Origin of the sequence: Pseudomonas sp. CAN1 (genome assembly GCF_030462585.1) — a bacterium.
GTDB lineage: Bacteria > Pseudomonadota > Gammaproteobacteria > Pseudomonadales > Pseudomonadaceae > Pseudomonas.
On record NZ_JASMRU010000009.1, the window covers coordinates 166667 to 191153 of the forward strand.

Below are 24487 nucleotides of genomic sequence, written 5' to 3' on the forward strand. Positions count from 1 at the left end.
AAGGAGAGGGGAAATGTTTGAACTGGTAGATAACGTCCCGCAAACAGCAGTCATCAAGGTGATCGGCGTAGGTGGTGGCGGCGGCAACGCCGTGAACCACATGGCCAAGAACAACGTTGATGGCGTCGAATTCATTTGCGCCAACACCGATGCGCAGGCGCTGAAGAACATCGCCGCGCGCACCGTGCTGCAGCTCGGCCCGGGTGTGACCAAGGGCCTGGGCGCTGGCGCCAACCCCGAAGTAGGCCGCCAGGCCGCCATAGAGGACCGCGAGCGTATCGCCGAAGTCCTGGAAGGCGCCGACATGGTCTTCATCACCACCGGCATGGGTGGCGGCACCGGTACCGGTGCTGCGCCGATCATTGCCGAGGTTGCCAAGGAAATGGGCATCCTCACCGTGGCCGTGGTCACCCGTCCGTTCCCGTTCGAAGGTCGCAAGCGCATGCAGATCGCCGACGAAGGCATCCGCTCGCTGGCTGAAAGCGTCGACTCGCTGATCACCATCCCGAACGAAAAACTGCTGACCATCCTGGGCAAGGACGCGAGCCTGCTGGCCGCCTTCGCCAAGGCTGACGATGTACTGGCCGGTGCCGTTCGCGGTATCTCCGACATCATCAAGCGCCCGGGCATGATCAACGTCGACTTCGCCGACGTGAAAACCGTCATGAGCGAAATGGGCATGGCCATGATGGGTACCGGCTGCGCCAGCGGCCCGAACCGCGCTCGCGAGGCTACCGAAGCCGCGATCCGCAACCCGCTGCTGGAAGACGTCAACCTGCAGGGCGCCCGCGGCATCCTGGTGAACATCACCGCCGGTCCCGACCTGTCCCTGGGCGAGTACTCCGACGTGGGTAACATCATCGAGCAGTTCGCTTCCGAGCACGCCACCGTGAAAGTGGGCACCGTGATCGATCCGGACATGCGCGACGAGCTGCACGTCACCGTAGTCGCCACCGGTCTGGGCGCTCGCCTGGAGAAGCCGGTCAAGGTCGTCGACAACACCGTTCAGACCCAGGCCGTCAGCAGCCAGGCTCCGGTTCAGCGCGAGCAGCAGTCGGTGAACTACCGTGACCTGGACCGCCCGACCGTCATGCGCAACCAGAACCACGGCGGCGCTGCCACCGCGGCCAAACTGAACCCGCAGGACGATCTGGACTACCTGGACATCCCGGCCTTCCTGCGTCGTCAGGCCGATTGAGTCGATTTATCAGGAGTATCAATGTGATTGGTTTTCAGCAAAGGGCGGTTCTGCTATCATCGCCGCCCATTGTTGACAACAGTTCGCAACTTGCGCGAAAGCGGCCAAAGCCATGATCAGACAACGCACCTTGAAGAACATCATCCGGGCGACCGGTGTCGGCCTGCACTCCGGGGAAAAGGTTTACCTGACCCTGAAGCCGGCTCCCGTCGATACTGGCATCGTGTTCTGCCGGGCTGACCTCGACCCTGTGGTGGAAATTCCTGCCCGGGCCTCGAACGTCGGCGAGACCACCATGTCGACCACCCTGATCAAGGGTGACGTCAAAGTGGATACCGTGGAGCACCTGCTTTCGGCCATGGCTGGCCTGGGCATCGACAACGCCTATGTCGAGCTGTCCGCGTCGGAAGTACCGATCATGGACGGCAGCGCAGGTCCATTCGTATTCCTGATCCAATCCGCCGGCCTGCAAGAGCAGGACGCGGCCAAGAAGTTCATCCGCATCAAGCGCGAAGTCACGGTGGAAGAGGGCGACAAGCGCGCCACCTTCGTTCCGTTCGACGGCTTCAAGGTGAGCTTCGAGATCGATTTCGATCACCCGGTCTTCCGTGGTCGCACCCAGAAAGCCGTGGTGGATTTCTCCAGCACTTCCTTCGTCAAGGAAGTCAGCCGCGCCCGTACCTTCGGGTTCATGCGCGACATCGAGATGCTGCGTTCGCAGAACCTGGCGCTCGGTGGCAGTGTGGAGAACGCCATCGTGGTCGACGAGTATCGAGTGCTCAACGAAGACGGTCTTCGTTACGAGGACGAGTTCGTCAAGCACAAGATCCTGGACGCCATTGGTGACCTGTACCTGCTGGGTAACAGCCTCATCGGCGAGTTCATCGGCTACAAGTCCGGTCACGCCCTGAACAACCGTCTCCTGCGTACCCTCATCGCAGACAAGGACGCTTGGGAAGTGGTGACCTTCGAGGACGCCAAGACTGCGCCGATCTCCTATATGCGACCCGCTGCGGCCGTATAAGGAACCTCCTCCTTTCAGCTACAACTTCAAAGGCCACCCTCGGGTGGCCTTTTTTTATGCCTGCTGTTTATTGCCCGGCGGATTACTCCTCGGATGGTTTCCGGCTGCGGCTGGCGAGGCGTTCGAGGGCGGCCTTGAGTTGCGGGTTGTTGCAGATGCCGTCGGCGGCTTCCTGCAGGGTGGCGGAAGCCGAGGCGGTCAGCTGGTTGGTGTTCACCGGCTTGGGCGGCTGGGTGACCGGCTGCACCTTGAACAGGATGCGCACCAGCCCGCTGAATTCCTCGTGGGCGGCGAGTTGCCGCAGCAAGCGGTTCTGCTGGTAGCGCAGGCGCGTGGCCCAGTGGCCGTCGGTGACCACCAGCAGCAGGCTGCCTTCGCGCCAGGAAGCGACCCGGCAGAAGGGCCGCGCGGCCGGCTGCAATTGCGCATCGACCAGCTCCTGCAGGCGCGACAGACGCTGCGCCTGGACGAACAGCGACTGCAGCGGCTTGGCTTCGCGCAGCAGCTTGGTCATCGCCTGGGCGGGCAGGGGGCGGAAGGCCATGGTGAGGAACCGGGATGAATAAAGAAGGATGGTAACAGATGCGCGCTGGGCCATAGGCCACCCTGGCCCTTGAAGTTGCCCGGCTGCGTCACCATATCACCCACACGGATCGAAAGATGTCTCCCCATGCATTGCCGGAAAGCGCGCAGAATGCGAAGCTTCCAAGGATGACTTCGGCACTTTTCTCCCGGATGTTTCCGGGTAGAATGCCCGCTTCATTGCCGTTCCGCGCCGCGGCCAGCCAGTCGGGCAGCCCTCCAATTCTCCAGTTCGGATGACCCAGTCGATATGTTTGCGCCTTTGTTGAAAAAACTCTTTGGAAGCAAGAACGAGCGCGAAGTGAAGCGCATGGCCAAGCAGGTTCAGGCCATCAATGCACTCGAGCCCCAGATGGTCCCGCTTTCCGATGAGCAACTGAAGGCCAAGACTGAAGAGTTCAAGGCGCGCGTCGCCAAGGGTGAAACCCTCGACCAGATTCTGCCGGAAGCCTTTGCCGTCGCCCGTGAGGCCGGCAAGCGCGTGATGGGCATGCGTCACTTCGACGTACAGCTGATCGGCGGCATGTCCCTGCACGAAGGCAAGATCGCCGAGATGCGTACCGGTGAGGGCAAGACCCTCGTGGGTACCCTGGCTGTCTACCTGAACGCCCTGTCCGGCAAAGGCGTGCACGTGGTCACCGTGAACGACTACCTGGCCCGCCGCGACGCCAACTGGATGCGCCCGCTGTACGAGTTCCTCGGCCTGACCGTCGGCATCGTCAGCCCGTTCCAGCCGCCGGAAGAGAAGCGCGCCGCCTACGCCGCCGACATCACCTACGGCACCAACAACGAATTCGGCTTCGACTACCTGCGCGACAACATGGCGTTCAGCCTGGAAGACAAATTCCAGCGCGAGCTGAACTTCGCCGTGGTCGACGAAGTGGACTCCATCCTCATCGACGAGGCGCGGACTCCGCTGATCATCTCCGGCCAGGCCGAAGACAGCTCCGAGCTGTACATCAAGATCAACAAGCTGATCCCGCGCCTGAAGCGTCATATCGAGGAAGTCGAAGGCCAGGTGACCCAGCAGGGCCACTACAGCATCGACGAAAAGACCCGCCAGGTTGAACTCAACGAGCAGGGCCACGCCTACGTCGAGGAACTGCTGACCCAGAACGGCCTGCTGGCCGAGGGCGAGAGCCTCTACTCGGCGCACAACCTCAGCCTGCTGACCCACGTCTACGCAGCGCTGCGCGCCCACACCCTGTTCCACCGCAACGTGGAGTACATCGTCCAGGGTGACCAGGTCCTGCTAATCGACGAGCACACCGGCCGTACCATGCCGGGCCGTCGCCTCTCCGAGGGCCTGCACCAGGCCATCGAGGCGAAGGAAAACCTGCCGATCCAGGCCGAGAGCCAGACCCTGGCCTCGACTACCTTCCAGAACTACTTCCGCCTCTACACCAAGCTGGCCGGCATGACCGGCACCGCCGACACCGAGGCCTTCGAATTCCGCCAGACCTACGGCCTGGACGTGGTGGTGATCCCGACCCACCGTCCGGTTGCCCGTAAGGACTTCAACGACCTGGTCTACCTGACCCAGGACGAGAAGTACGCCGCCATCATCACCGACGTGCAGCAGTGCCAGGCACTGGGCCGTCCGATCCTCGTGGGTACCGCCTCGGTCGAGACGTCCGAGTACGTCTCGCAGCTGCTGCAGAACGCCGGCATCGAGCACAAGGTACTGAACGCCAAGTACCACGAGAAAGAAGCCGAGATCATCGCCCAGGCCGGTCGTCCGGGCTCGGTCACCATCGCCACCAACATGGCCGGTCGTGGTACCGACATCCTGCTGGGCGGCAACTGGGAAGTGGAAGTCGCCGCGCTGGAGAACGCCACCGACGAGCAGGTTGCGCAGATCAAGGCCGACTGGCAGAAGCGTCACCAGCAGGTCATCGAGTCGGGCGGCCTGCACGTGATCGCCTCCGAGCGCCACGAGTCCCGCCGTATCGACAACCAGCTGCGTGGTCGTGCCGGCCGCCAGGGCGACCCGGGTTCCAGCCGCTTCTACCTGTCGCTGGAAGACCACCTGATGCGCATCTTCGCCTCCGACCGGGTGAAGAACTTCATGAAGGCCCTCGGCATGCAGCCGGGCGAGGCCATCGAGCACCGCATGGTGACCAACGCCATCGAGAAGGCTCAGCGCAAGGTCGAAGGCCGCAACTTCGACATCCGTAAACAACTGCTGGAGTTCGACGACGTCGCCAACGAGCAGCGCAAGGTGATCTACCACATGCGCAACACCCTGCTCGCGGCCGACAACATCGGCGAAACCATCGTCGAGTTCCGCGAAGAGACCCTGAACAACACCGTCAGCGAGCACATCCCGCCGCAGTCGCTGCCCGAGCAGTGGGACATCGCCGGCCTGGAAGCTGCGCTGTACAGCGATTTCGGCCTGAAGCTGCCGATCCAGCAGTGGCTGGACGACGACGAGAAGCTCTACGAGGAAACTCTGCGCGAGAAGATCCTCACCGAGCTGGTCGCTGCCTACAACGAGAAGGAAGACCTCGCCGGCGCCGAAGCCCTGCGTACCTTCGAGAAGCAGATGCTGCTGCGCGTGCTGGACGACCTGTGGAAGGACCACCTGTCCACCATGGATCACCTGCGTCACGGCATCCACCTGCGTGGCTACGCGCAAAAGAACCCGAAGCAGGAGTACAAGCGCGAGTCGTTCAACCTGTTCCAGGAACTGCTCAACTCGATCAAGCGCGACACCATTCGCGTGCTGTCCTTCGTCCAGGTTCGCCGCGAAGACCCGGCCGAGGAAGAAGCCCGTCTGCGCCGCGAAGCCGAGGAAATGGCCAAGCGCATGCAGTTCCAGCATGCCGCCGCGCCGTCCATGGATCAGGTCACCGACGAGCCGGAAGAGGGCGAGCTGCCTGATACCGCCGACAACGTCGTGCCCATGGAACCGGTACGCAACGAAGCCAAGATCGGTCGCAACGAGCCCTGCCCGTGCGGTTCCGGCAAGAAGTACAAGCACTGCCACGGTCAGGTGGAATAACCTCTCCCGACCCTGATGCCAACGCCGCGACCGGCCCTGCCGCTCGCGGCGTTTTTCTCATTTGATCCGCTGATTGAATGATTCACTGACTAGAAAGGAGCGCGCCACATGGCTGTTGGTCTCGGCCCCATGTCCACCCTGCACCCGGTCCCCGGTTTCGAACTCGGCATCGCCTCCGCCGGCATCAAGCGACCCGGCCGCAAGGACATCGTGGTGATGCGTTGCGCCGAAGGCTCCACCGTTGCCGGTGTGTTCACCACCAACGCCTTCTGTGCCGCTCCGGTGATCCTGGCGCGCAAGCGCTTCCTCGGCCCGGTGCGCTACCTGCTGACCAACACCGGCAACGCCAACGCCGGCACCGGCGAGTCGGGTCTGGCCAATGCCATTCGCACCTGCGCCAAGCTGGCCGAGCTGGCTGGCGTGCCGGAAAACGCCGTGCTGCCTTACTCCACCGGGGTGATCGGCGAGCCGCTGCCGGTCGAGAAGATCGAAGCCGCGCTGCCCGCAGCGCTGGCCAACCTGTCTGTGGATAACTGGGCCGACGCCGCCACCGGCATCATGACCACCGACACCCTGCCCAAGGGTTCCAGCCGCCAGTTCGAGCACGACGGCGTGACCATCACCGTTACCGGCATCAGCAAGGGCGCCGGCATGATCAAACCGAACATGGCCACCATGCTCGGCTACATCGCCACCGACGCCAAGGTTGCCCAGGCCGTGCTGCAGGACCTGCTGCGCGATGCGTCGAACAAGTCGTTCAACCGCATCACCATCGACGGCGACACCTCCACCAACGACTGCTGCATGCTGGTCGCCACCGGCCAGGCCGCACTCCCGGAAATTACCGCCGCCACCGGCGCGCTGTTCGCCGCGCTGAAGCAGGCCGTGCTGGAAGTGTCCATGGAGCTGGCCCAGGCCATCGTCCGCGACGGCGAAGGCGCCACCAAGTTCGTCACCGTGCAGGTGAACGGCGGCGCGACTCACCAGGAGTGCCTGGACGTCGGCTACGCCGTATCCCACTCGCCGTTGATCAAGACCGCGCTGTTCGCTTCCGACCCGAACTGGGGCCGCATCCTCGCCGCTGTCGGCCGTGCCGGCGTGGCAGACCTGGACGTGAGCCTGATCGACGTGTTCCTCGATGACGTGGCCATCGCCAGCCGCGGTTGCCGCGCTGCCAGCTACACCGAGGACCAGGGCGCCAGGGTCATGGCCCAGGAAGAGATCACCATCCGCATCGATCTCGGTCGCGGCACCTGCAGCGAGACCATCTGGACCACCGACCTGTCCCACGAGTACGTGAAGATCAACGCGGAATACCGCACCTGATCACTGCGTAGGCCCTGGCGCCGATGTTCTGTCGGCGTCTCGTTGTTCTCGGATTCCCGATTTTCATCGAAGGATGAAAATCGGGAATTTGTTTTCATGGCTGCCGCGCTCTAAGGTCTTCTGACTGACCTCCAAGAGCATCGCGTCCATGTCCCTCACCCTGATCATCGGCAGCAAGAACGTCTCCTCCTGGTCCCTGCGCGGCTGGCTGGCCATGCAGCTCACCGGCGCCGAGTTCGAGGAAATCCTCATTCCCCTGGGTGGCCAGGACACCGCGCGGCGCATCCGCGAGCACTCGCCCAGCGGCAAGGTGCCGGCGCTCAAGTGCGAGCACGGGCTGATCTGGGATTCCCTGTCGATTGCCGAATACCTCGCCGAACGCTTCCCCGAAGCCCACCTCTGGCCCCGTGGCGAGGCAGCTCGCGCTCTGGCGCGCACGGTTTGTGCGGAGATGCACAGCGGCTTCATGGCGCTGCGCTCGAACATGCCCATGGACCTGCAGCGCAACCAGCCGCTGGCCGAAGTGCCCGAAGCGGTGGAAGCCGATATCGCCCGCGTGGTCGAGCTCTGGGCGCTGTGCCGCCAGCAGTTCGGCCAGGACGGCCCGTTCCTGTTCGGCCACGCCAGCATCGCCGATGCCTTCTACGCCCCCGTCGCCACGCGCCTGCGCAGTTACTGCGTGACCCTGCCCATCGAGGCGCAGAACTACGTCGACGCGATCTACGCCTGGCCGGCCTTCCGTCCCTGGCTGGACGCGGCGATGGTCGAACGCGCCTGATCCCGGCCGCCAATGACGGTAGAATGCCCATCTGCGCGGGCCCTGCCTGAATCGGATTGAGGAGTAGCACTGTGAAACGAGTACATGTCGCCGCCGCCGTGATTCGCGGACTCGATGGCCGGGTGCTGATCGCCCGCCGTCCGGACGACAAGCACCAGGGCGGTCTCTGGGAGTTTCCCGGTGGCAAGGTGGAAGAGGGCGAAGCGGTGCAGGTCGCCCTGGCCCGCGAGCTGAAGGAGGAGCTCGGTATCGACGTCGAGCAGGCGCGCCCGCTGATCCGTGTGCAGCACGACTACAGCGACAAGCACGTGCTGCTGGATGTGTGGGAAGTCTCCGCCTTCTCCGGCGCGCCCCATGGCGCCGAGGGCCAGCCGTTGGCCTGGGTTGCCCCGCGCGACCTGCCGGACTACGAGTTCCCGGCGGCCAACGAGCCCATCGTGCAGGCTGCGCGCTTGCCGGATCGCTACCTGATCACCCCCGATGGCCTGGAAATCCCGCAACTGGTGCAGGGCGTGCGCGCTGCCGTCGCCAGTGGCATCCGTCTGATCCAGTTGCGCGCGCCGAACATGTACAGCCCCGAGTACCGCGACCTCGCCGTTGACGTGCAAGGGCTGTGCGCCGGCAAGGCACAGCTGATGCTCAAGGGCCCGCTGGAATGGCTGGGCGACTTCCCGGCGGCCGGCTGGCACCTGACCTCCGAGCAGCTGCGCAAATACGCGCCCAACGGCCGGCCGTTCCCCAGTGAACGTCTGCTGGCTGCCTCCTGCCACAACGCCGAGGAGTTGGAGCTGGCGGCGCGCATGGGCGTGGATTTCGTCACTCTGTCGCCGGTGCAGCCCACCGAGAGCCATCCGGGCGAACCGGCTCTGGGCTGGGACGCGGCGGCGGAGCTGATCGATGGCTTCAACCAACCGGTGTTCCTGCTCGGCGGTGTCGGCCCGCAGGACCTCGAACGCGCCTGGCAGGTCGGCGGCCAGGGCGTGGCGGGTATTCGTGCGTTCTGGCCGAAGGCTGAAGGCTGATCAGCCCGAACAACCTATGCGGCTTTTCGTAGGAGCGAGCTTGCTCGCGAACGGGACGGGCTACGGTGCCAGGCGGTTCGCGAGCAAGCTCGCTCCTACAGGTTGGCTTCGATATTCCCCTTCGCAATCGGCGCCATGCTTGCGGTTCACGCGATCAGGCCGGCTTTTCCGCCGCCTGCCAGAGAATCTCCTCCACGCCCTGGCGGCGGGCGATGAAGCGCGCGGCGACGAACAGCAGGTCGGATAGCCGGTTCAGGTAGCGCAGGCCGGCGCCTTCCAGCGGCTCCTCGGCATTTAACTGCTGGCAGCGGCGCTCGGCGTTGCGCGCCTGGGCGCGGCACAGGTGGGCGAGGGCGACCAGGCGCGAGCCGCCGGGTAGGATGAAGTTCTTCAGCGGCCCGAGTTCCTCGTTCCAGCGGTCGATTACCTGTTCCAGGCGCTCCACTTCGGCATCGTTCAGCGCACGGTACTCCGGCATCGCCAGCTCGCCACCGAGGTCGAACAGGCGGTGCTGGATCGGTGCCAGTACGCCGATCACCTCTTCCAGCGCGCTGCTGCGCGCCTCGTTCAGCCCAGCCAGCAACAGGCCTAGATGGCTGTTCAGCTCGTCCACCGACCCCATGGCTTCCACCCGCGGGTGGTGCTTGGGCACGCGGCGGCCGTCGGCCAGGCCGGTTTCTCCGGCGTCGCCGGTACGGGTGTAGATCTTCGACAGGCGGTTGCCCATGGTTCAGTGCTCCTTGTCGTCACGCGCCAAGAGCGGCAGCGGCGGGGAAATCTCGGCAGTCAGCGGCAGGCGGATAGTGAAGCAGGTGCCCATGCCCAGCTCGGACTGCACCTCCATCTGCCCCTTGTGGTTGTTGGTGACGATGAAGTACGACACCGACAGGCCCAGGCCGGTGCCCTGGCCGACTTCCTTGGTAGTGAAGAACGGCTCGAAGATGCGCTTGCGCACGTTCTCCGGCATGCCGCAGCCGTTGTCTTCCACCTGGATTTCCGCCCACGGCGGGTTGAGTCGTGTGCGCAGTATGATGCGGCCGTACTCGCCTTCCTCTTCGTCGTCGCGCAGGTGGATGGCCTGGGCGCCGTTCTTCAGCAGGTTGAGCAGGACCTGTTCGATCTCGTTGGCGATCACCGGCACCGGGCCGAGGCGCTGGTCGTACTCGTGGACGATCTCCAGCGACTTGAAGTCGAAGCCGCCGGTAAGGTCGAAGTCGTTGCCGGCGATCTCCACCGCCTGTTCCAGCAGCGCCGGCAGTTCGCAGGCAGCCATCTGGCGGTGGCTGCGGCGGCTGAACGAGAGCATGTGGGTGACGATCTTGGCGGCGCGCGAGCCGGCGTACTGGATGCCGTCCATCAGCTTGGGAATCTCCCGCGCTTCCAGGTAGTGGTTGAGGTCGTCCAGGCGCACGCCGACTTCGCCGGCCACTTCCAGGTTCTTCGGCAAGTCCGCCGACAGCCGTCGGCGGATGTTCTGCACGTTGTGCAGGATGGCGCCCAGCGGGTTGTTGATCTCGTGGGCCATGCCGGCGGCGAGGCCGCCGACGGAGAGCATCTTCTCCGACTGCACCATCATTTCTTCCATCCCCAGGCGGTCGGTGATGTCGTCGATGCGGATTACCGCGCCACGGCCGGTGCCGCCCATCAGCGGGTAGAAAGTCAGCGCGTAGTGCCGCGGTGCATCGATAAGCGCCCAGGTGATGCGCTCGACGCGTTCGACCTTGTGCTGCTCGGCAGCGCCGGTGAGCTGTGGCAGGAACGGCTTGAGCGACGGGAAGGCGAGGAACACCGGCTGGTTCACCGCGTCGTCCAGGCTGGTGCCGGAGAGCCGGCTGGCTTCCTGGTTCCACTGCGTGACGTAGAGCTGTTCGTCCACCGCGATCAGCGCCGAGGGCATGGAGTCGATGATGCTGTTGAGGTAGTGCTGGAAGCCGGTGAGCTTCTTCTCGATCTTGCTGCGCACCTGGACTTCCAGCTCCAGCTTGCGGTTCGAGCGGCGGGTCTCTTCGGCCAGGGACTGCGCCTGCTCCACCGCCTCCTGGGCGTCGTCGCGGGCGCGCTTGAGCTGCTGCTCGCGGGCCTCGATGCGGGTCAGCATGGTGTTGAAGGCGTCGGACAGGCGACCGATCTCGTCGGCGTTGCCGCGCTCGGCGCGCAGAGCGTAGTTTTCCTCGCGGGTGACCTGGCGCGACAGTTCTTCCAGGCTGCGAATCGGCCGGGTGATCAGGCGACGGATCTGCTGGGCGATGAGCAGCCAGAGCAGGACAGAGACGGCGAGGATCACCAGGCTGGCGGTCAGGGTGCCGGTGTAGAAGGCGCCGGGCAGCTCGCTGCTGGCCACCAGCAGCAGGTAGCCGCTGTTGCGGCCAGGCTGCGGCAACTCGAACAGGGCATTGAGACGGTATTCGTGCTGGCGCCAGCGTTCCAGGTGGTCGAGACGCTCGGGTAGCACTATCGGGCCGTTGCCCGGCGTCTGGGCGATGCGCTCGCCGTTGCTGTCGTAGAGCGCGGCGGCGCGCAGCGGCTGGTAGTCGTCCAGTTGTTGCAGCAGCACCTGGGCCTGGGTCGGCGAAGCCAGCGCCGGCTCGCTGAGGGCCGGGTTGGCGATCAGCCGGCCGATGGTCTGCAGGGCCTGGGGCGCGACGCTGTCCTGGGAGATCCAGTAGGCGGCGCTGATGAAGGCCAGGTTGGCCACCAGCATCACGGTGGCCAGCAGCACCAGCAGGGCAGCGAGGATCTTCTGGCCGACTGGCAGGTCTTCCAGGCGTTTGCGCAGGTTCAGGGGTGAAGGCATGGGCGCGTTCGTAGAAAAAACAGGAGGCGGGCAGGGTAGCCCGCGATCAGGACTCGGGCAATCCGCGCGCCAGCAGAGTCGCCCGCAGGCGCTCGTGCACGGCGCGCAATTGCGGCAGCCCCAGGCGCAGGCGATCGCCTTCGCGGCAGGCGTGGCCGAGCAGGTAGGCGATCTCGCTGCGCCGGCCTTTGGCGACGTCCTGGTACATGGAGGAGAAGTTCGCCGCCGTCGCCTGAATCACCCTTTCCACGTCGCCTTGCAGCTCCCGCGCGGCGGCGGGGTAGCCGACGGCGTGGAGCAACTGGCCGAGTTCGTCGCAGAGCCCGGCCACTTCCGCCGGGTGACTGGCCAGCTCGCCGTTGCGGCACTGGTGCAGCACGGTGAGCGGGTTGATTGCGCAGTTCAGGGCGAGCTTGCGCCAGAGGCGTTCGAGGATGTCGTCGCTCCACTGCACGGGAATTTCCGCGCGGCGAAGGTCGGCCAACCAGTCCGGCGCTGGGCCGCCGGCTTCGTCGCCCAGCCAGGTCTGCCCCTGGCCGGCGAAGACCACGCGGAAGTCGGCTTCACGGAACGCGCCTTCGGTGCTGGAGGCATACAGGCAGCGGGCGCGCGGTAGGTGGGCGCTGACCGCCTGCTGGCTGCCCAGGCCGTTCTGCAGCAGGATCAATTCGGCGCCGGGAGCGAGGCGGGCGGCCACGCTGGCGGCGGCGGACTCGGCGTCATAGGCCTTGCAGGCCAGCAGCAGGCGCTGGATCGGCGCGCCCTGGGCGGCGGTTTCCGCCGGGATCGGGTAGAGGCTGGCGCGGCCGTCTTCCACCAGGGTGACGCCGCCGAGGGCGCGGTAGGCGTTCAGGCGCTGGCGATCACGCAGCAGCAGGCGCACCGGCAGGCCGGCGCGGGACAGGCGGGCGGCCCACAGGCAACCGAGGCTGCCGGCGCCGAGGATGGTCCAGGTCATGGGGAGGACTTCGCAGTGTCAGGGCTTACCGCGAAGTCTAGCGCAGGCCGGTCAGCCGACTGGCATTGATTCGCCCACTGGCATAGGCGTCGGGCAGCAGCGAACGGCCCTGCTGCATGAGCTGTTCGACCTCCAGCGGCAGGGCCTTGGCGTCCATGCCGACCAGGCTGATGCCGGCCTTGAGGGTGATGAAGCCTTCGCTTGTCTTGAAGGCCTTGAGGTTCAGGCCTTCGTGCAGCCGGCGGAAGCTGCTCGGCGAGCATTCCTGCAGGTCTTCGAGCAGGGTGATCAGGGCGAAGTGCTGGTCGTCCAGGCGTGCCAGCACGTCCAGCGGCCGCACCAGTTGCTGCAGGCGCCGGGCGACGCCGTGGAGCAGTTCGTTCTGGAACGGCTGGCCGTGCTTCTGCCCCAGCTCGGCCAGCTCCGGCAGGCCGATGAGCATGTAGCACACGGCGCCGCCGCGCGATTCCACCTGGCGGATGCTGTCGGCCAGCTTCTGCTTCAGGTAGCGCTGGTTGCCCAGGCCGGTGGCGCTGTCCACCAGGTTGCGCTCTTCCAGGCTGGTGATGTTCTCGGTGAGCAGGCGGTTTTCCATCAGCAGCCGCTGCAGGGTGTTGCTCAGGCGGTCGGCGGCCAGTACGCGGGGCACCAGTTGCTCGTTCATCGACGACTTGCTGACGAAGTCGTCGACGCCACGGTCGAAGGCCTCGGCCAGGGCGCTGTCGCCCTCCTTGCCGGTGAGCAGGATGATGTAGGTGTAGTGGTCGCCGCTCTCGTCGAGCTGACGCACCCGTGCGGTCAGTTCCAGGCCGTCCATCTCCGGCATCAGCCAGTCGGCGAGGAGGACGCTGACCGGGTGCTTCTCGAGGACTTCCAGTGCCTCGCTGGCGCTGCTGGCGAAGCGCACGTTCTGGTAGCCGGCCTGGCTCAGCGCGCGACCGATCATGGCGCTGGAGAACTTGGCGTCATCGACCACCAGGATGCTGAGATGGTTGGTAGGCATGGATTGTCTCGGAAACGGGAAGGAATTGCCGGCTCGCGACGTCAGTGGCCGGGCACGGTCTTGTCTGTCAGTTATAATGACCGCGCATTTTTATCGTCAAGCCAGGCTCGATGCTGACTGTGAACCGCATCGCGCCGTCCATCTGGAGAGATGTCATGCCTTCGTTCGACGTGGTGTCCGAACTGGACAAACACGAACTGACCAACGCCCTGGATAACGCCACCAAGGAACTGGACCGCCGTTTCGACCTGAAGGGCAAGTGCAGCTTCGAGGCCAAGGAAAAGTCCATCACCCTGACCGCCGAGGCCGACTTCATGCTCGAGCAGATGCTCGACATTCTTCGCTCCAGCCTGGTCAAACGCAAGATCGACGCGCAGTGCATGGAGATCAAGGATTCCTTCGCCTCGGGCAAGGTGGTCAAGCAGGAAGTCGACTTCCGCGAGGGCATCGACAAGGACCTGGCGAAGAAGATCGTCGCCCTGATCAAGGACAAGAAGCTCAAGGTCCAGGCCGCCATCCAGGGCGAGCAGGTGCGTGTCACCGGCAAGAAGCGTGACGACCTGCAGGAGGCCATTGCGCTGCTGCGCGGTGAGTCCCTGGGCATGCCGCTGCAGTTCAACAACTTCCGCGACTGATGCGCGCTGCGACGAAAAGCTGCGGAACCTCACCGCCCGCCTGACGTCGCAGTAAGAGAGTCGCTCGGCGCACTCCCGACCGCCATGGCTTGCCATGGCGGTTTTGTTTTTGGAATGGCAATAGACAAGGGGCCGCATCCATGGATATGAACTACGAGCAGATGATGAACAGCGCGGAGGCCTGGACTCCGATAGCCCTGGCCTACCTGGGCAACGCCTTCCTGGCGCTGTTGACCCTGCTGATCGGCTGGTGGGTGATCAACCTGTTCACCCGCCGCGTGGGCGGAATGCTGTCCACCAAACACGTGGACAAGACGCTGCAGGGCTTCATCGGCAGCATGGTGAACATCATCCTGAAGATCCTGCTGATGGTCAGCGTGGCTTCGATGATCGGCATCCAGACCACCAGCTTCGTCGCCGCCATCGGTGCCGCCGGCCTGGCCATCGGCCTGGCGCTGCAGGGCAGCCTGTCGAACTTCGCCGGCGGGGTGCTGATCCTGCTGTTCCGTCCGTTCAAGATCGGCGACTGGATCGAAGCCCAGGGCGTGTCCGGCACCGTGGACAACATCATGATCTTCCACACCGTGCTGCGTACCGGTGACAACCGCACGGTGATCGTGCCCAACGGCGCGCTGTCCAACGGCATCATCACCAACACCTCGACCCAGACCACCCGCCAGGTGACCTTCGACGTGAAGCTCGCCTACGACGCCGACCTGGACAGTGCCCGCTCCATCCTCAAGGATCTGGCGGACGATCCGCGCGTGCTCAAGTCGCCGACGCCGGTGGTCGTGGTGGCGGGCCTGGGCGAGAACTCGGTGACCCTGTCGCTGCGCCTGTGGACTGCCAACTCGGACTACTGGGGCGTGACCTTCATGCTCAACGAGCAGGTGCGCATGCGTCTGCTCGACAGCAGCATCGACCTGGCGCCAAGCAAGGTGGTGCGCGTGGTCAAGGGCGAAGAGGATTCCGTGCTGGCGGATTGATCGGCGGCATGGAAACGAAAAAGGCCGGCATTTGCCGGCCTTTTTCATGCTCGCAGGATCAGTGCTGTTCGGCGCTGGGCTGGTGCGCTGGCGCTTCTTCGCTGGCGCCATTGGTCATGTCGTTGCTACGGCGCAGCCACAGCCAGCCGATCAGCAGCAGCGTCGGCACGCCGAGCAGGGCGGTGACGAAGAAGAAACGCTCGTAGCCCATGCTCTCGACCATGGTGCCGGAGTAGCCACCGATGAAGCGCGGCAGCAGCAGCATCATGGAGCTGAGCATGGCGTACTGGGTCGCGGAGAACTTCAGGTTGGTCAGGCTCGACAGGTAGGCGACGAAGGCCGAGGTAGCCAGGCCGCCGCTGAAATTGTCGAGCATGATGGTCATCACCAGCATGGTGACGTGAGGTTCGAGCATGCCGAGCAGGGTGAACACGCTCTGGCCGAGCAGGTGCGGATCGTCGATCGCACCCATTTGCGCCAGGACGGCGAACAGCAGGTTGGTGCCGGCCGAGGCTGCGCCACCGATGAACAGGATCGGCAGGATGCTGAAGCGGGCGATCAGCACGCCGCCGGCTGCCGCGCCCACCAGGGTCATGACCACCCCGAACAGCTTGCTGACGGTGGCGATGGTGTCCTTGGAGAAGCCCATGTCGATGTAGAACACGCTGGCCATGGTGCCCATCACGGTGTCGGACATGCGGTAGGTGGAGATCAGCCCGAGCAGCAGCAGCGCTTGCCAGCGGTAGCGGCGGACGAATTCGGTGATCGGCGTCAGCACCGGTGCCATCAACAGGCGGCCGGGTGCGGAAATGCAGCTCAGGGCGATCAGCAGGTAGAGGATCGCCAGCCACCATTTACCGGCTTCGGCCATGTTGATGAAGGCGGTGCCGGTCACCAGCAGGATGATCAGCACGATCACCGACACCGACTGGTGGACGAAGTCGAACTGCGGCAGGCCGCGCCCATGCACTGCCAGCAGCAGCGGGCGGCGCACCTTGGACAGCAGGGCGCGCACCGGGTGGATCTGCCGGCGGCCGTGGGGCGTCATGCAGATACCGATGAAGATCGCGTAGAGCGCGGCCCGTGGCCAGGCCTGGGCGGTCAGCGCAGTGAGCATGGCCGGCACGGAGATCAGCAGCACCAGCAGGGTCAGCACCGAGAGCAACTGATGGTTGAAGGCGAACGCCGAGCTGCCGGCCTGCGGCTGCACGTTCACCGGCGGCTCTTTCATCAGCAGGGTGGTGATCAGGCCGGGCAGGATCGCCAGCGCACAGACCGCGTAGGTCAGCGCCCAGGCCGACTGGCTGTAGTGCAGGGCGCTGGAACCGGCCCATTCGGCGAGGAACAGCACACCGGCGGTGGCGAACAGCACGGCGACCCGGTAGCCGGTCATGTAGCAGGCGGCAAGGGCGGCCTGGCGGGTGTTCTCGGCGATCTCCAGGCGATAGGCGTCGATGGCGATGTCCTGGGTGGCCGAGGCGAATGCCACCAGCATCGCCAGGGCGATCAGCCAGTTCAGGTGCGCTTGCGGGTTGCACAGCGCCATGCCGAGCAGGCCGAGGGCAATCAGCCCCTGGGAGAACACCAGCCAGGAGCGGCGCCGGCCCAGGCGGCCGATGAAGGGCAGGCGCCACTGGTCGAGCATGGGCGACCAGACCCATTTGAAGGCGTAGACCAGCCCGATCCAGCTGGCGAAGCCGATGGTTTCCCGGGCGACACCCGCTTCACGCAGCCACACCGAGAGGGTGGAGAGCACCAGCATGTAGGGCAGGCCGGCGGCGAAACCCAGCAGCAAAAGCGCGAGGCTGGCGGGAGACTTGTAGGCAATCCATGCCTCTCGCCAGGAGTGCTCTTTCATGGGGGGGGTTTTCCAGCAGGACGAAAAATTACGCGAACTCTACTAGGACTGCTCGCCGCTAGGCCAGCCGTGCCGACGTATGTCCACCCGATCGTTATGGATTCTGACACCCTCTGCACGCAATCGTGCGCGCTGCTCGTTACCCGAGAGGGTGCCGATGGGCAGGCTGATGCGCCCACCAGCGGCGATCACCCGATGCCAGGGCAGGCGCGTGCCATCGGGCAGCTGGCTCATGACACGACCGACCAGGCGTGCGGCGCGGCCCAGGCCGGCGAGGCGGGCGACGTCGCCGTAGGTGATGACGCAGCCTTCGGGCACCTGGGCGATCACCAGGAAGATCGCCTCGCGGCGCATCTGCAGGCTTTCCTGTGTCAGGTCGGCCGGGCTGACAGGGGCTTGGTCGTTGCGCTTGGGCATGGGGTCCACGCTGGTCGGTGTCCTGCGCAGGATATCCGGATGCACAGCGCCGGCAAACCTCGCAGGGGGCTCAGGAAGTGTGACAGTGGTCCCGCGCAGGGCGAGCAGTGCCGCCAGCCCGGGGCTCCCGCCACGCAGACTCCGGCGGGGCGGGATAATGGCGGGCTCCCCGTTTGCCCGTCGTTGCACCATGTCCTTTCGTTTGCTGCTGTGCCTGCTGTTACTTTCCACGTCGTGTTTCAGCCATGCCGATACGGTCTGGCTGCGCAATGGTGACCGCCTGACCGGCAAGGTCAAGCTCTACGACAGCGGCAAGCTGCTGCTGGCGACCGATTTCGCCGGCGAGATTGCCATCCGCGCGGAGCGGATCGCCAGTGTCGAAAGCGCCCAGCAGTTGGAGGTGCGCTTCGCCGACGGCGGCCAGCAGCGCTATCAGGGACTGCAGGCTAGCCAGCCGGGCGAGGTTGGCCTGCTCGGCCCTGTGCCTCGCTCCGCGGCCTTTAGCGCAATCCAGCGGATGATTCCGCTTCAGCCGCTGGTCAAGGATTGGGTATGGAGCGGCAACATCGACGGGGCCCTGGACCGCAAGAGCGGTTCGAAGGACACGGACAAGTTCGACCTGCGCCTCAAGGCCACCGCACGCAACGGCCACTGGCGCAATACGCTGGTGGGCGAGTACCACCGCGAGGCCAAGGACGAGAAGGTCGCGACCGACAATTACGCACTGGAGTATTCCCTGGACCGCTTCCTTGGGCGCCACTGGTTCTGGCAGGGCAAACTGGAGTACGAGCGCGACTGGGTCGACGACCCGAAAATCGCGCGGGCGGTTGGCACCGGGCCGGGCTATCAGTTCTAGGAGAACGAGCTGGGCGCCTTCTCGCTGACTGCCCTGGTCAATCGCAATGACTTCGTGTTCACCGACAACCAGACCTGGAATTTCTACTCGGCTGGACTGAAGTGGGACCTCAAGCGCCATCTGCTGGCCAAGCGCCTTGAGCTGTTCAGCGATGGGGAGCTGGACAAGCCAGATTCGCGAGGGTTTGGAATCGACTATTTCGTGCAGGGGCGCCTGGGGATTCGCTACCGGATGACGTCCTGGGCGTCGCTGAGTGCGCGCACGGAGTGGGAGAGGATCAGCATGACCGGCGGTGAGGGGGATGTGAATGACCGGCGCCTGGTAATAGGGGCGGGAGTGAACTGGTAGGGCTGTTTTTCTGACAGAGGAATTTTTCTCCATTTGTCAGAAGTGGTGAACTCGATCGGAATGGGTCTGTCAGTCGTTGCTCCAGTGTCGGGTATCTGGATAATGCCCGGCTTTTGCCCACTCCGATCCAGACGAAACCGACTCATGTTCCCCAGAACCCTGTTGTCCGTAGCACTTGCATCCTTTTCACTTTCCGCCCTGGCCGACACCGTCTGGCTGAAGAATGGTGACCGCCTGACCGGCACCATCAAGCTCTATGACGGCGGCAAACTGTTGCTGGCGACCGACTATGGCGGGGAGATCACCCTCAAGTCGGACAAGATCAAGACGCTGGAGACCGACCAGAACCTGCTGGTGAAGTACGACGAGGAGACCGGCGAGCACTCCAAGGGCCTGAAGGCGGCGGACCAGGGCAAGGTCACGCTGGTCAACGGCGAGTCGCGCACCGTGGAACTGGCCAAGGTCGAGCAGATGATGCCGCCCAAGCCGATCCTCGAAGACTGGGTGTGGACCGGCAACGTCGACTTCTCCCTGGACCACAAGCGCGCGGAGAACGATGTCGAGGACTACGACATCGACTTCAAGACCAACGCCCGCCACGGTCGCTGGCGCCACAACCTTCAAGGTGAGTACAACCGCGAGAAGAAGGACGACCAGGTCAGCACCAACAACTACTCGGCGCAGTACGCCCTGGACCGCTTCCTCGACGAGCACTGGTTCTGGCAGGGCCAGGCGCAGTACAAGCGCGACTGGATCGAGGAACTGCAGAAGAAGCGCACTGTCGGTACCGGCCCGGGCTACCAGTTCTGGGATAACGAGCTGGGCGCGTTCTCCCTGGCGACTCTGGTCAACCGCAACGACTACGAGTTCGTCGACGACGAGAAGACCCACTTCTACAGCACCAGCCTGAAGTGGGACTACAACCGCTACCTGCTGGCCAAGCAGTTCCAGCTGTTCACCAACGGTGAAGTCAGCAAGCCGCTGGCCTCCAACGTCGATTACGAACTGGAAAGCGAGGCGGGCATCCGCTACAAGCTGACCAGTTGGGCGTCCCTGAGCCTGAAGGCCGAGTGGGACAAGCTCAGCGGCAACGACGGCGACGTCAACGAGCGCCGCTATACCCTGGGGTTGGGCGTGGGCTGGTAAGGCAGCTCTATGTAGGAGCGAGCTTGCTCGCGAACCGCTTGCCACCGTGGCCTGGATTGTTCGCGAGCAAGCTCGCTCCTACAGGTGAATGGCGCGGACAAGCGTGCACAAAAAAGCCCCGCACATGGCGGGGCTTTTTCATGGGCGGGCGGATTACAGGCGCAGGCCGCCGTCCAACTCCAGCACGCGACCGGTGTAGTAGTCGTTCTCGAGGATGTAGGCCACCGAGTGGGCGATCTCCAGCGGCTTGCCCAGACGCTTGAGCGGGATGCCGGAAGTCATCTTCTCCAGGGCCTCGGGCTTCATGCTGGCGACCATGTCGGTCTCGATGAAGCCGGGTGCCACGCCCGCCACGCGGATGCCGTAGCGCGCCAGTTCCTTCGCCCACACCACGGTGTCGGCGGCGACGCCGGCCTTGGCCGCGGAGTAGTTGGCCTGTCCCATGTTGCCAGCGCGGGAGATGGAGGAAATGTTGACGATCGCGCCTTCGTTCTTCAGCTCGATCATCTTCGCCGCCACTTCGCGGGTGCAGAGGAACACGCCGGTCAGGTTGACGTCGATCACCGCCTGCCACTGGGCCAGGCTCATCTTGCTCAGCTCGCCGTCCTTGACCTTGATGGTCAGGCCGTCGCGCAGGATGCCGGCGTTGTTGACCAGGCCGTTGATGGCGCCGAAGTCGCTGGCGACCTGGGCCACCATGTGGGTAACCTGTTCTTCATTGGCGACGTTGCACAGGTAGGCGCGGGCGTCTCCGCCGGCGGCATTGCAGGCGGCCACCGCTTCTTCCAGCTTCTCGGCGTTGAGGTCGACCAGCGCGACGCGCGCGCCCTTGCCGGAGAGGTACTCACCCATGGCGCGGCCCAGGCCCTGGCAGCCACCGGTGATGATGATGACCTTGTCTTTCAATTGCATCGAAACAACCCCACGAACAGTTTCTGGTGAAAGGCCCCGCCGGCAGCTGTGCACAGTGTCAGTCCTGCCCGTCCGTTTACGACGGATTCTTTGCGAGGAGTCATAAGTTGAGCGTGAAAGCTGCCAAGCATGCCCGAGAACTGCTGCTCAAGGAATACCGCGGCGTCCTCTCCACCCACTCCAAGAAGTGGGCGGGGTTCCCTTTCGGCTCCGTGGTGCCCTACTGCCTGGACGAGGCGGGGCGGCCGCTGATCCTGATCAGCCGGATCGCCCAGCACACCCATAACCTGCTGCAGGACGGCAAGTGCTCGCTGCTCATCGGCGAGCGCGGTATCGACGACATCCAGGCCGCCGGCCGCCTGACCCTGCTGGCTGAGGCGCGGCAGATCGAGGATATCGACGCCATCGCCGGCGCTGCCGAGCGCTATTACCGCTATTTCCCCGGATCGCAGGATTACCACATCGTCCACGACTTCGATTTCTGGGTGCTGGAGCCGGTGCAGTGGCGCTACATCGGCGGCTTTGGTGACATCCACTGGCTGGGCGCCGACAGCGTGCCGCTGGCCAACCCCTTCGTCGGCGAGGCGGAAAAAAGCATGGTCGAGCACATGAACAGCGACCACGCCAATGCCATCGAGCACTATGTCGAGCTGGCCGGGCTGCCTGCCGAAAAGAGCCCGCAGCTGGCGGGAATTGATACGGAAGGTTTCCATCTGCGCATCGGCCAGGGCCTGCACTGGCTGGCCTTCCCGGCGCCCTGCGGCAGCGCTGGCGCGGTGCGCCAGGCCCTGGTGCAACTGGCCAAGGCGGACGTCTGGCCGGGCAATGAAGTGATCCAGGCCTGAGCAACTCCTGGTCTATCCCTWGAAATCGGAACAGGGCGTCGCCACCTAGCTCTCTACCCGGGCAATGACCCGCCAAGGATTCATCGATGCGAGTTCCCCTGTTTCTGATTCTGCTGTTCCCGCTGATCGAGCTGGCCGTGATGATCAAGGTCGGCAGCGTGATCGGCGTGGGCTGGACCCTCCTGCTGATCATTGCCGGCGCCTTCATCGGCGCGGCGGTGCTGCGCGTGGCCGGCGTCGCCACGGCGCTGCGGGCCCGTGAGCGGCTGAACCGCGGCGAGCTGCCCGAGCAGGAAATGCTCGAAGGCCTGGTCATCGCCCTGGGCGGTGGCCTGCTGATGCTGCCGGGCTTCATCAGCGACGTGTTCGGCCTGCTCTGCCTGATCCCCTTCACCCGCCGCCTGATGCTTGGCCGCGTGCGCCAGCGCATGCAGGAGCAGGCCGAGCGCCGCCGCGCCTTCGCCGACGATCCGGCCGCCCAGCACCGCAGCGGCCCCAGCGTGATCGAAGGCGAGTACCAGCGCCGCGAGGAAGACCGCGACCGCCTGCGCTGATCTGCACGCGGGAAACCGTCCTCAGCGTGAAAATTTTTTCCGTCACACCCTTGAAATGCCTTGTGGCGACCTTATGTACCGGTCACCGCAAGGTCCCTGTCACTTGGACAGGCTGCTCTTTACGCGTCTCGCCAGCCGGGACGCAAACCGGCACCGCCGGATTCAATAAAACCTGCCGGGCATCGATCTGGCCGTTGGAAATCACAGTTTGGGAGAGTTACGACTATGAAGCTTCGTCCTCTGCATGACCGCGTCGTCATCCGTCGCAGCGAGGAAGAGACCAAGACCGCAGGCGGCATCGTGCTGCCGGGTTCCGCCGCCGAGAAACCGAACCGCGGTGAAGTGGTTGCTGTTGGTGCCGGCCGTGTCCTGGACAACGGCGAAGTTCGCGCCCTGGCCGTGAAGGTCGGTGACAAGGTGGTCTTCGGTCCGTACTCCGGCAGCAACGCCATCAAGGTCGACGGCGAAGAACTGCTGGTGATGGGCGAGTCCGAGATCCTCGCCGTCCTGGAAGACTGATTTCAGTCCGTCCACTCCCACCGAATTCGATTTAGAGGAAACAGAACATGGCTGCCAAAGAAGTTAAGTTCGGCGATTCCGCACGCAAGAAAATGCTGACCGGCGTTAACGTGCTGGCCGACGCTGTCAAAGCAACCCTCGGCCCGAAAGGCCGTAACGTCATCCTGGACAAGAGCTTCGGCGCTCCGACCATCACCAAGGACGGCGTTTCCGTTGCCAAGGAAATCGAACTCAAAGACAAGTTCGAGAACATGGGCGCCCAGCTGGTGAAAGACGTTGCCTCCAAGGCCAACGACGCTGCCGGTGACGGCACCACCACCGCTACCGTTCTGGCTCAGGCCATCGTCAACGAAGGCCTGAAGGCCGTCGCTGCCGGCATGAACCCGATGGACCTGAAGCGCGGCATCGACAAGGCCACCGTCGCCATCGTTGCCCAGCTCAAGGAGCAGGCCAAGCCCTGCGCCGACACCAAGGCCATCGCCCAGGTAGGCACCATCTCCGCCAACTCCGACGACTCCATCGGCAACATCATTGCCGAAGCCATGGAGAAAGTGGGTAAAGAAGGCGTGATCACCGTTGAAGAAGGCTCGGGCCTGGAAAACGAACTGTCCGTCGTAGAAGGCATGCAGTTCGACCGCGGCTACCTGTCCCCCTACTTCATCAACAAGCCGGACACCATGGTGGCCGAGCTCGACGGCCCGCTGCTGCTGCTGGTCGACAAGAAGATCTCCAACATCCGCGAAATGCTGCCGGTCCTGGAAGCCGTTGCCAAAGCCGGCCGTCCGCTGCTGATCGTGGCTGAAGACGTCGAAGGCGAAGCCCTGGCTACCCTGGTCGTCAACAACATGCGTGGCATCGTCAAGGTCGCAGCCGTCAAGGCTCCGGGCTTCGGCGACCGCCGCAAGGCCATGCTGCAGGACATCGCCATCCTCACCGGCGGTACCGTCATCTCCGAAGAAGTCGGTCTGAGCCTGGAAGGCGCCACCCTGGAGCACCTGGGTAACGCCAAGCGCGTCGTCCTGAGCAAAGAAAACACCACCATCATCGATGGCGCTGGCGCTCAATCCGACATCGAAGCTCGCGTCCTGCAGATCCGCAAGCAGGTCGAAGAGACTTCCTCGGACTACGACCGTGAGAAGCTGCAAGAGCGTCTGGCCAAGCTGGCCGGCGGTGTTGCCGTGATCAAGGTTGGCGCTGCCACCGAAGTCGAGATGAAAGAGAAGAAAGCCCGCGTTGAAGACGCCCTGCACGCTACCCGTGCTGCGGTGGAAGAAGGCGTGGTGCCTGGCGGTGGTGTTGCCCTGGTGCGCGCCCTGCTGGCCATCGAAGGCCTGAAAGGCGACAACGAAGACCAGAACGTCGGTATCGCTCTGCTGCGTCGCGCTGTTGAAGCGCCGCTGCGCCAGATCGTTGCCAACTCCGGCGACGAGCCGAGCGTAGTGGTCGACAAGGTCAAGCAAGGTTCGGGCAACTTCGGCTACAACGCTGCTACCGGCGAGTACGGCGACATGATCGAGATGGGTATTCTCGATCCGGCCAAGGTCACCCGTTCGGCGCTGCAAGCTGCTGCTTCCATCGGCGGCCTGATGGTCACCACCGAGGCCATGGTTGCCGAAGTGGCTGACGACAAGGCCAGTCCGGCCATGCCGGACATGGGCGGCATGGGTGGCATGGGCGGCATGATGTAAGCCACCCGGCACCTGCTGTAGGAAAGAGCCCCGC

At 64.4% G+C, this 24487-nt stretch carries 21 protein-coding genes and 1 pseudogene; 14 read left to right on the forward strand and 8 right to left on the reverse strand.

The features are described 5' to 3' along the window. Positions 1-13 precede the first annotated feature (13 nt). Both ftsZ and lpxC read left to right on the forward strand, forming a co-directional pair. On the forward strand, positions 14-1198 hold the full coding sequence (ftsZ, locus tag QO207_RS15260; protein ID WP_138212317.1) for a cell division protein FtsZ: 1185 nt from the start codon (positions 14-16) through the stop codon (positions 1196-1198). A 112-nt stretch (positions 1199-1310) separates the two neighbouring features. Continuing rightward, positions 1311-2222, forward strand: a complete 912-nt coding sequence (gene lpxC, locus QO207_RS15265; RefSeq protein WP_024764067.1) for a UDP-3-O-acyl-N-acetylglucosamine deacetylase — start codon at positions 1311-1313, stop codon at positions 2220-2222. 82 nt (positions 2223-2304) lie between these two features. On the opposite strand, the gene QO207_RS15270 is transcribed toward lpxC, so the two are convergent. Further along, a complete protein-coding gene (locus QO207_RS15270; RefSeq protein ID WP_301533212.1) occupies positions 2305-2766 on the reverse strand; it encodes a DUF721 domain-containing protein in 462 nt (153 codons plus the stop codon). A 288-nt stretch (positions 2767-3054) separates the two neighbouring features. Here QO207_RS15270 and secA point away from each other — a divergent pair, with 288 nt between their 5' ends. From secA to QO207_RS15290, 4 genes are all read left to right on the forward strand, one after another. Next, positions 3055-5808 carry a preprotein translocase subunit SecA gene (gene secA / locus QO207_RS15275; protein WP_301533213.1) on the forward strand — a complete coding sequence of 918 codons (2754 nt, stop codon included), beginning with the start codon at positions 3055-3057 and terminating at the stop codon, positions 5806-5808. A 108-nt stretch (positions 5809-5916) separates the two neighbouring features. After that, positions 5917-7134, forward strand: coding sequence for a bifunctional glutamate N-acetyltransferase/amino-acid acetyltransferase ArgJ (gene argJ, locus QO207_RS15280; RefSeq protein WP_301533214.1), 1218 nt, complete (start codon positions 5917-5919; stop codon positions 7132-7134). A gap of 148 nt (positions 7135-7282) precedes the next feature. Continuing rightward, a complete protein-coding gene (locus QO207_RS15285; RefSeq protein ID WP_301533215.1) occupies positions 7283-7912 on the forward strand; it encodes a glutathione S-transferase family protein in 630 nt (209 codons plus the stop codon). Between the two features lie 71 nt (positions 7913-7983). Then, entirely contained in the window at positions 7984-8934 is a 951-nt protein-coding gene (locus QO207_RS15290) for a Nudix family hydrolase (RefSeq protein ID WP_301533216.1), read from the forward strand. A gap of 154 nt (positions 8935-9088) precedes the next feature. Here QO207_RS15290 and QO207_RS15295 read toward each other — a convergent pair whose 3' ends face one another. The 4 genes from QO207_RS15295 to QO207_RS15310 are packed head-to-tail and all read right to left on the reverse strand — an operon-like array spanning position 9089 to position 13689. Continuing rightward, positions 9089-9661: a cob(I)yrinic acid a,c-diamide adenosyltransferase gene (locus QO207_RS15295; protein WP_301533217.1), complete on the reverse strand. Its 573-nt coding sequence runs from the start codon at positions 9659-9661 to the stop codon at positions 9089-9091. Between the two features lie 3 nt (positions 9662-9664). Then, positions 9665-11716 carry an ATP-binding protein gene (locus QO207_RS15300; RefSeq protein WP_301533245.1) on the reverse strand — a complete coding sequence of 684 codons (2052 nt, stop codon included), beginning with the start codon at positions 11714-11716 and terminating at the stop codon, positions 9665-9667. 58 nt (positions 11717-11774) lie between these two features. After that, a complete protein-coding gene (locus QO207_RS15305) occupies positions 11775-12686 on the reverse strand; it encodes a putative 2-dehydropantoate 2-reductase (RefSeq protein WP_301533218.1) in 912 nt (303 codons plus the stop codon). Between the two features lie 37 nt (positions 12687-12723). Next, on the reverse strand, positions 12724-13689 hold the full coding sequence (locus tag QO207_RS15310; RefSeq protein WP_301533219.1) for a response regulator: 966 nt from the start codon (positions 13687-13689) through the stop codon (positions 12724-12726). 155 nt (positions 13690-13844) lie between these two features. On the opposite strand from QO207_RS15310, the gene QO207_RS15315 reads away from it, so the two are divergent. Then, positions 13845-14324 (forward strand): YajQ family cyclic di-GMP-binding protein, encoded by a 480-nt coding sequence (locus tag QO207_RS15315; RefSeq protein WP_045209642.1) that lies wholly within the window; start codon positions 13845-13847, stop codon positions 14322-14324. A gap of 140 nt (positions 14325-14464) precedes the next feature. Further along, positions 14465-15310 carry a mechanosensitive ion channel family protein gene (locus QO207_RS15320; protein WP_301533220.1) on the forward strand — a complete coding sequence of 282 codons (846 nt, stop codon included), beginning with the start codon at positions 14465-14467 and terminating at the stop codon, positions 15308-15310. Positions 15311-15368: 58 nt separating this feature from the next. On the opposite strand, the gene QO207_RS15325 is transcribed toward QO207_RS15320, so the two are convergent. Then, positions 15369-17168, reverse strand: a complete 1800-nt coding sequence (locus tag QO207_RS15325) for an AmpG family muropeptide MFS transporter (RefSeq protein ID WP_301533221.1) — start codon at positions 17166-17168, stop codon at positions 15369-15371. A 42-nt stretch (positions 17169-17210) separates the two neighbouring features. After that, positions 17211-17585 carry an MGMT family protein gene (locus tag QO207_RS15330; RefSeq protein ID WP_301533222.1) on the reverse strand — a complete coding sequence of 125 codons (375 nt, stop codon included), beginning with the start codon at positions 17583-17585 and terminating at the stop codon, positions 17211-17213. Positions 17586-17775: 190 nt separating this feature from the next. On the opposite strand from QO207_RS15330, the pseudogene QO207_RS15335 reads away from it, so the two are divergent. After that, positions 17776-18789: pseudogene (locus QO207_RS15335) on the forward strand (DUF481 domain-containing protein). 102 nt (positions 18790-18891) lie between these two features. Next, complete coding sequence (locus QO207_RS15340) at positions 18892-19935, forward strand: DUF481 domain-containing protein (RefSeq protein WP_301533223.1); 1044 nt, start codon at positions 18892-18894, stop codon at positions 19933-19935. Positions 19936-20088: 153 nt separating this feature from the next. Here QO207_RS15340 and QO207_RS15345 read toward each other — a convergent pair whose 3' ends face one another. Beyond that, the gene (locus QO207_RS15345) at positions 20089-20847 is read right to left on the reverse strand and encodes an SDR family oxidoreductase (protein ID WP_301533224.1); all 759 of its coding nucleotides are present in this window, start codon (positions 20845-20847) and stop codon (positions 20089-20091) included. Between the two features lie 107 nt (positions 20848-20954). On the opposite strand from QO207_RS15345, the gene QO207_RS15350 reads away from it, so the two are divergent. From QO207_RS15350 to groL, 4 genes are all read left to right on the forward strand, one after another. After that, the gene (locus QO207_RS15350; RefSeq protein WP_301533225.1) at positions 20955-21692 is read left to right on the forward strand and encodes a HugZ family protein; all 738 of its coding nucleotides are present in this window, start codon (positions 20955-20957) and stop codon (positions 21690-21692) included. Between the two features lie 86 nt (positions 21693-21778). Then, on the forward strand, positions 21779-22246 hold the full coding sequence (locus QO207_RS15355) for an FxsA family protein (protein ID WP_301533226.1): 468 nt from the start codon (positions 21779-21781) through the stop codon (positions 22244-22246). 225 nt (positions 22247-22471) lie between these two features. Next, positions 22472-22765, forward strand: a complete 294-nt coding sequence (locus QO207_RS15360; RefSeq protein ID WP_009617968.1) for a co-chaperone GroES — start codon at positions 22472-22474, stop codon at positions 22763-22765. A gap of 47 nt (positions 22766-22812) precedes the next feature. Next, positions 22813-24453 carry a chaperonin GroEL gene (gene groL, locus QO207_RS15365; RefSeq protein ID WP_301533227.1) on the forward strand — a complete coding sequence of 547 codons (1641 nt, stop codon included), beginning with the start codon at positions 22813-22815 and terminating at the stop codon, positions 24451-24453. Positions 24454-24487 lie beyond the last annotated feature (34 nt).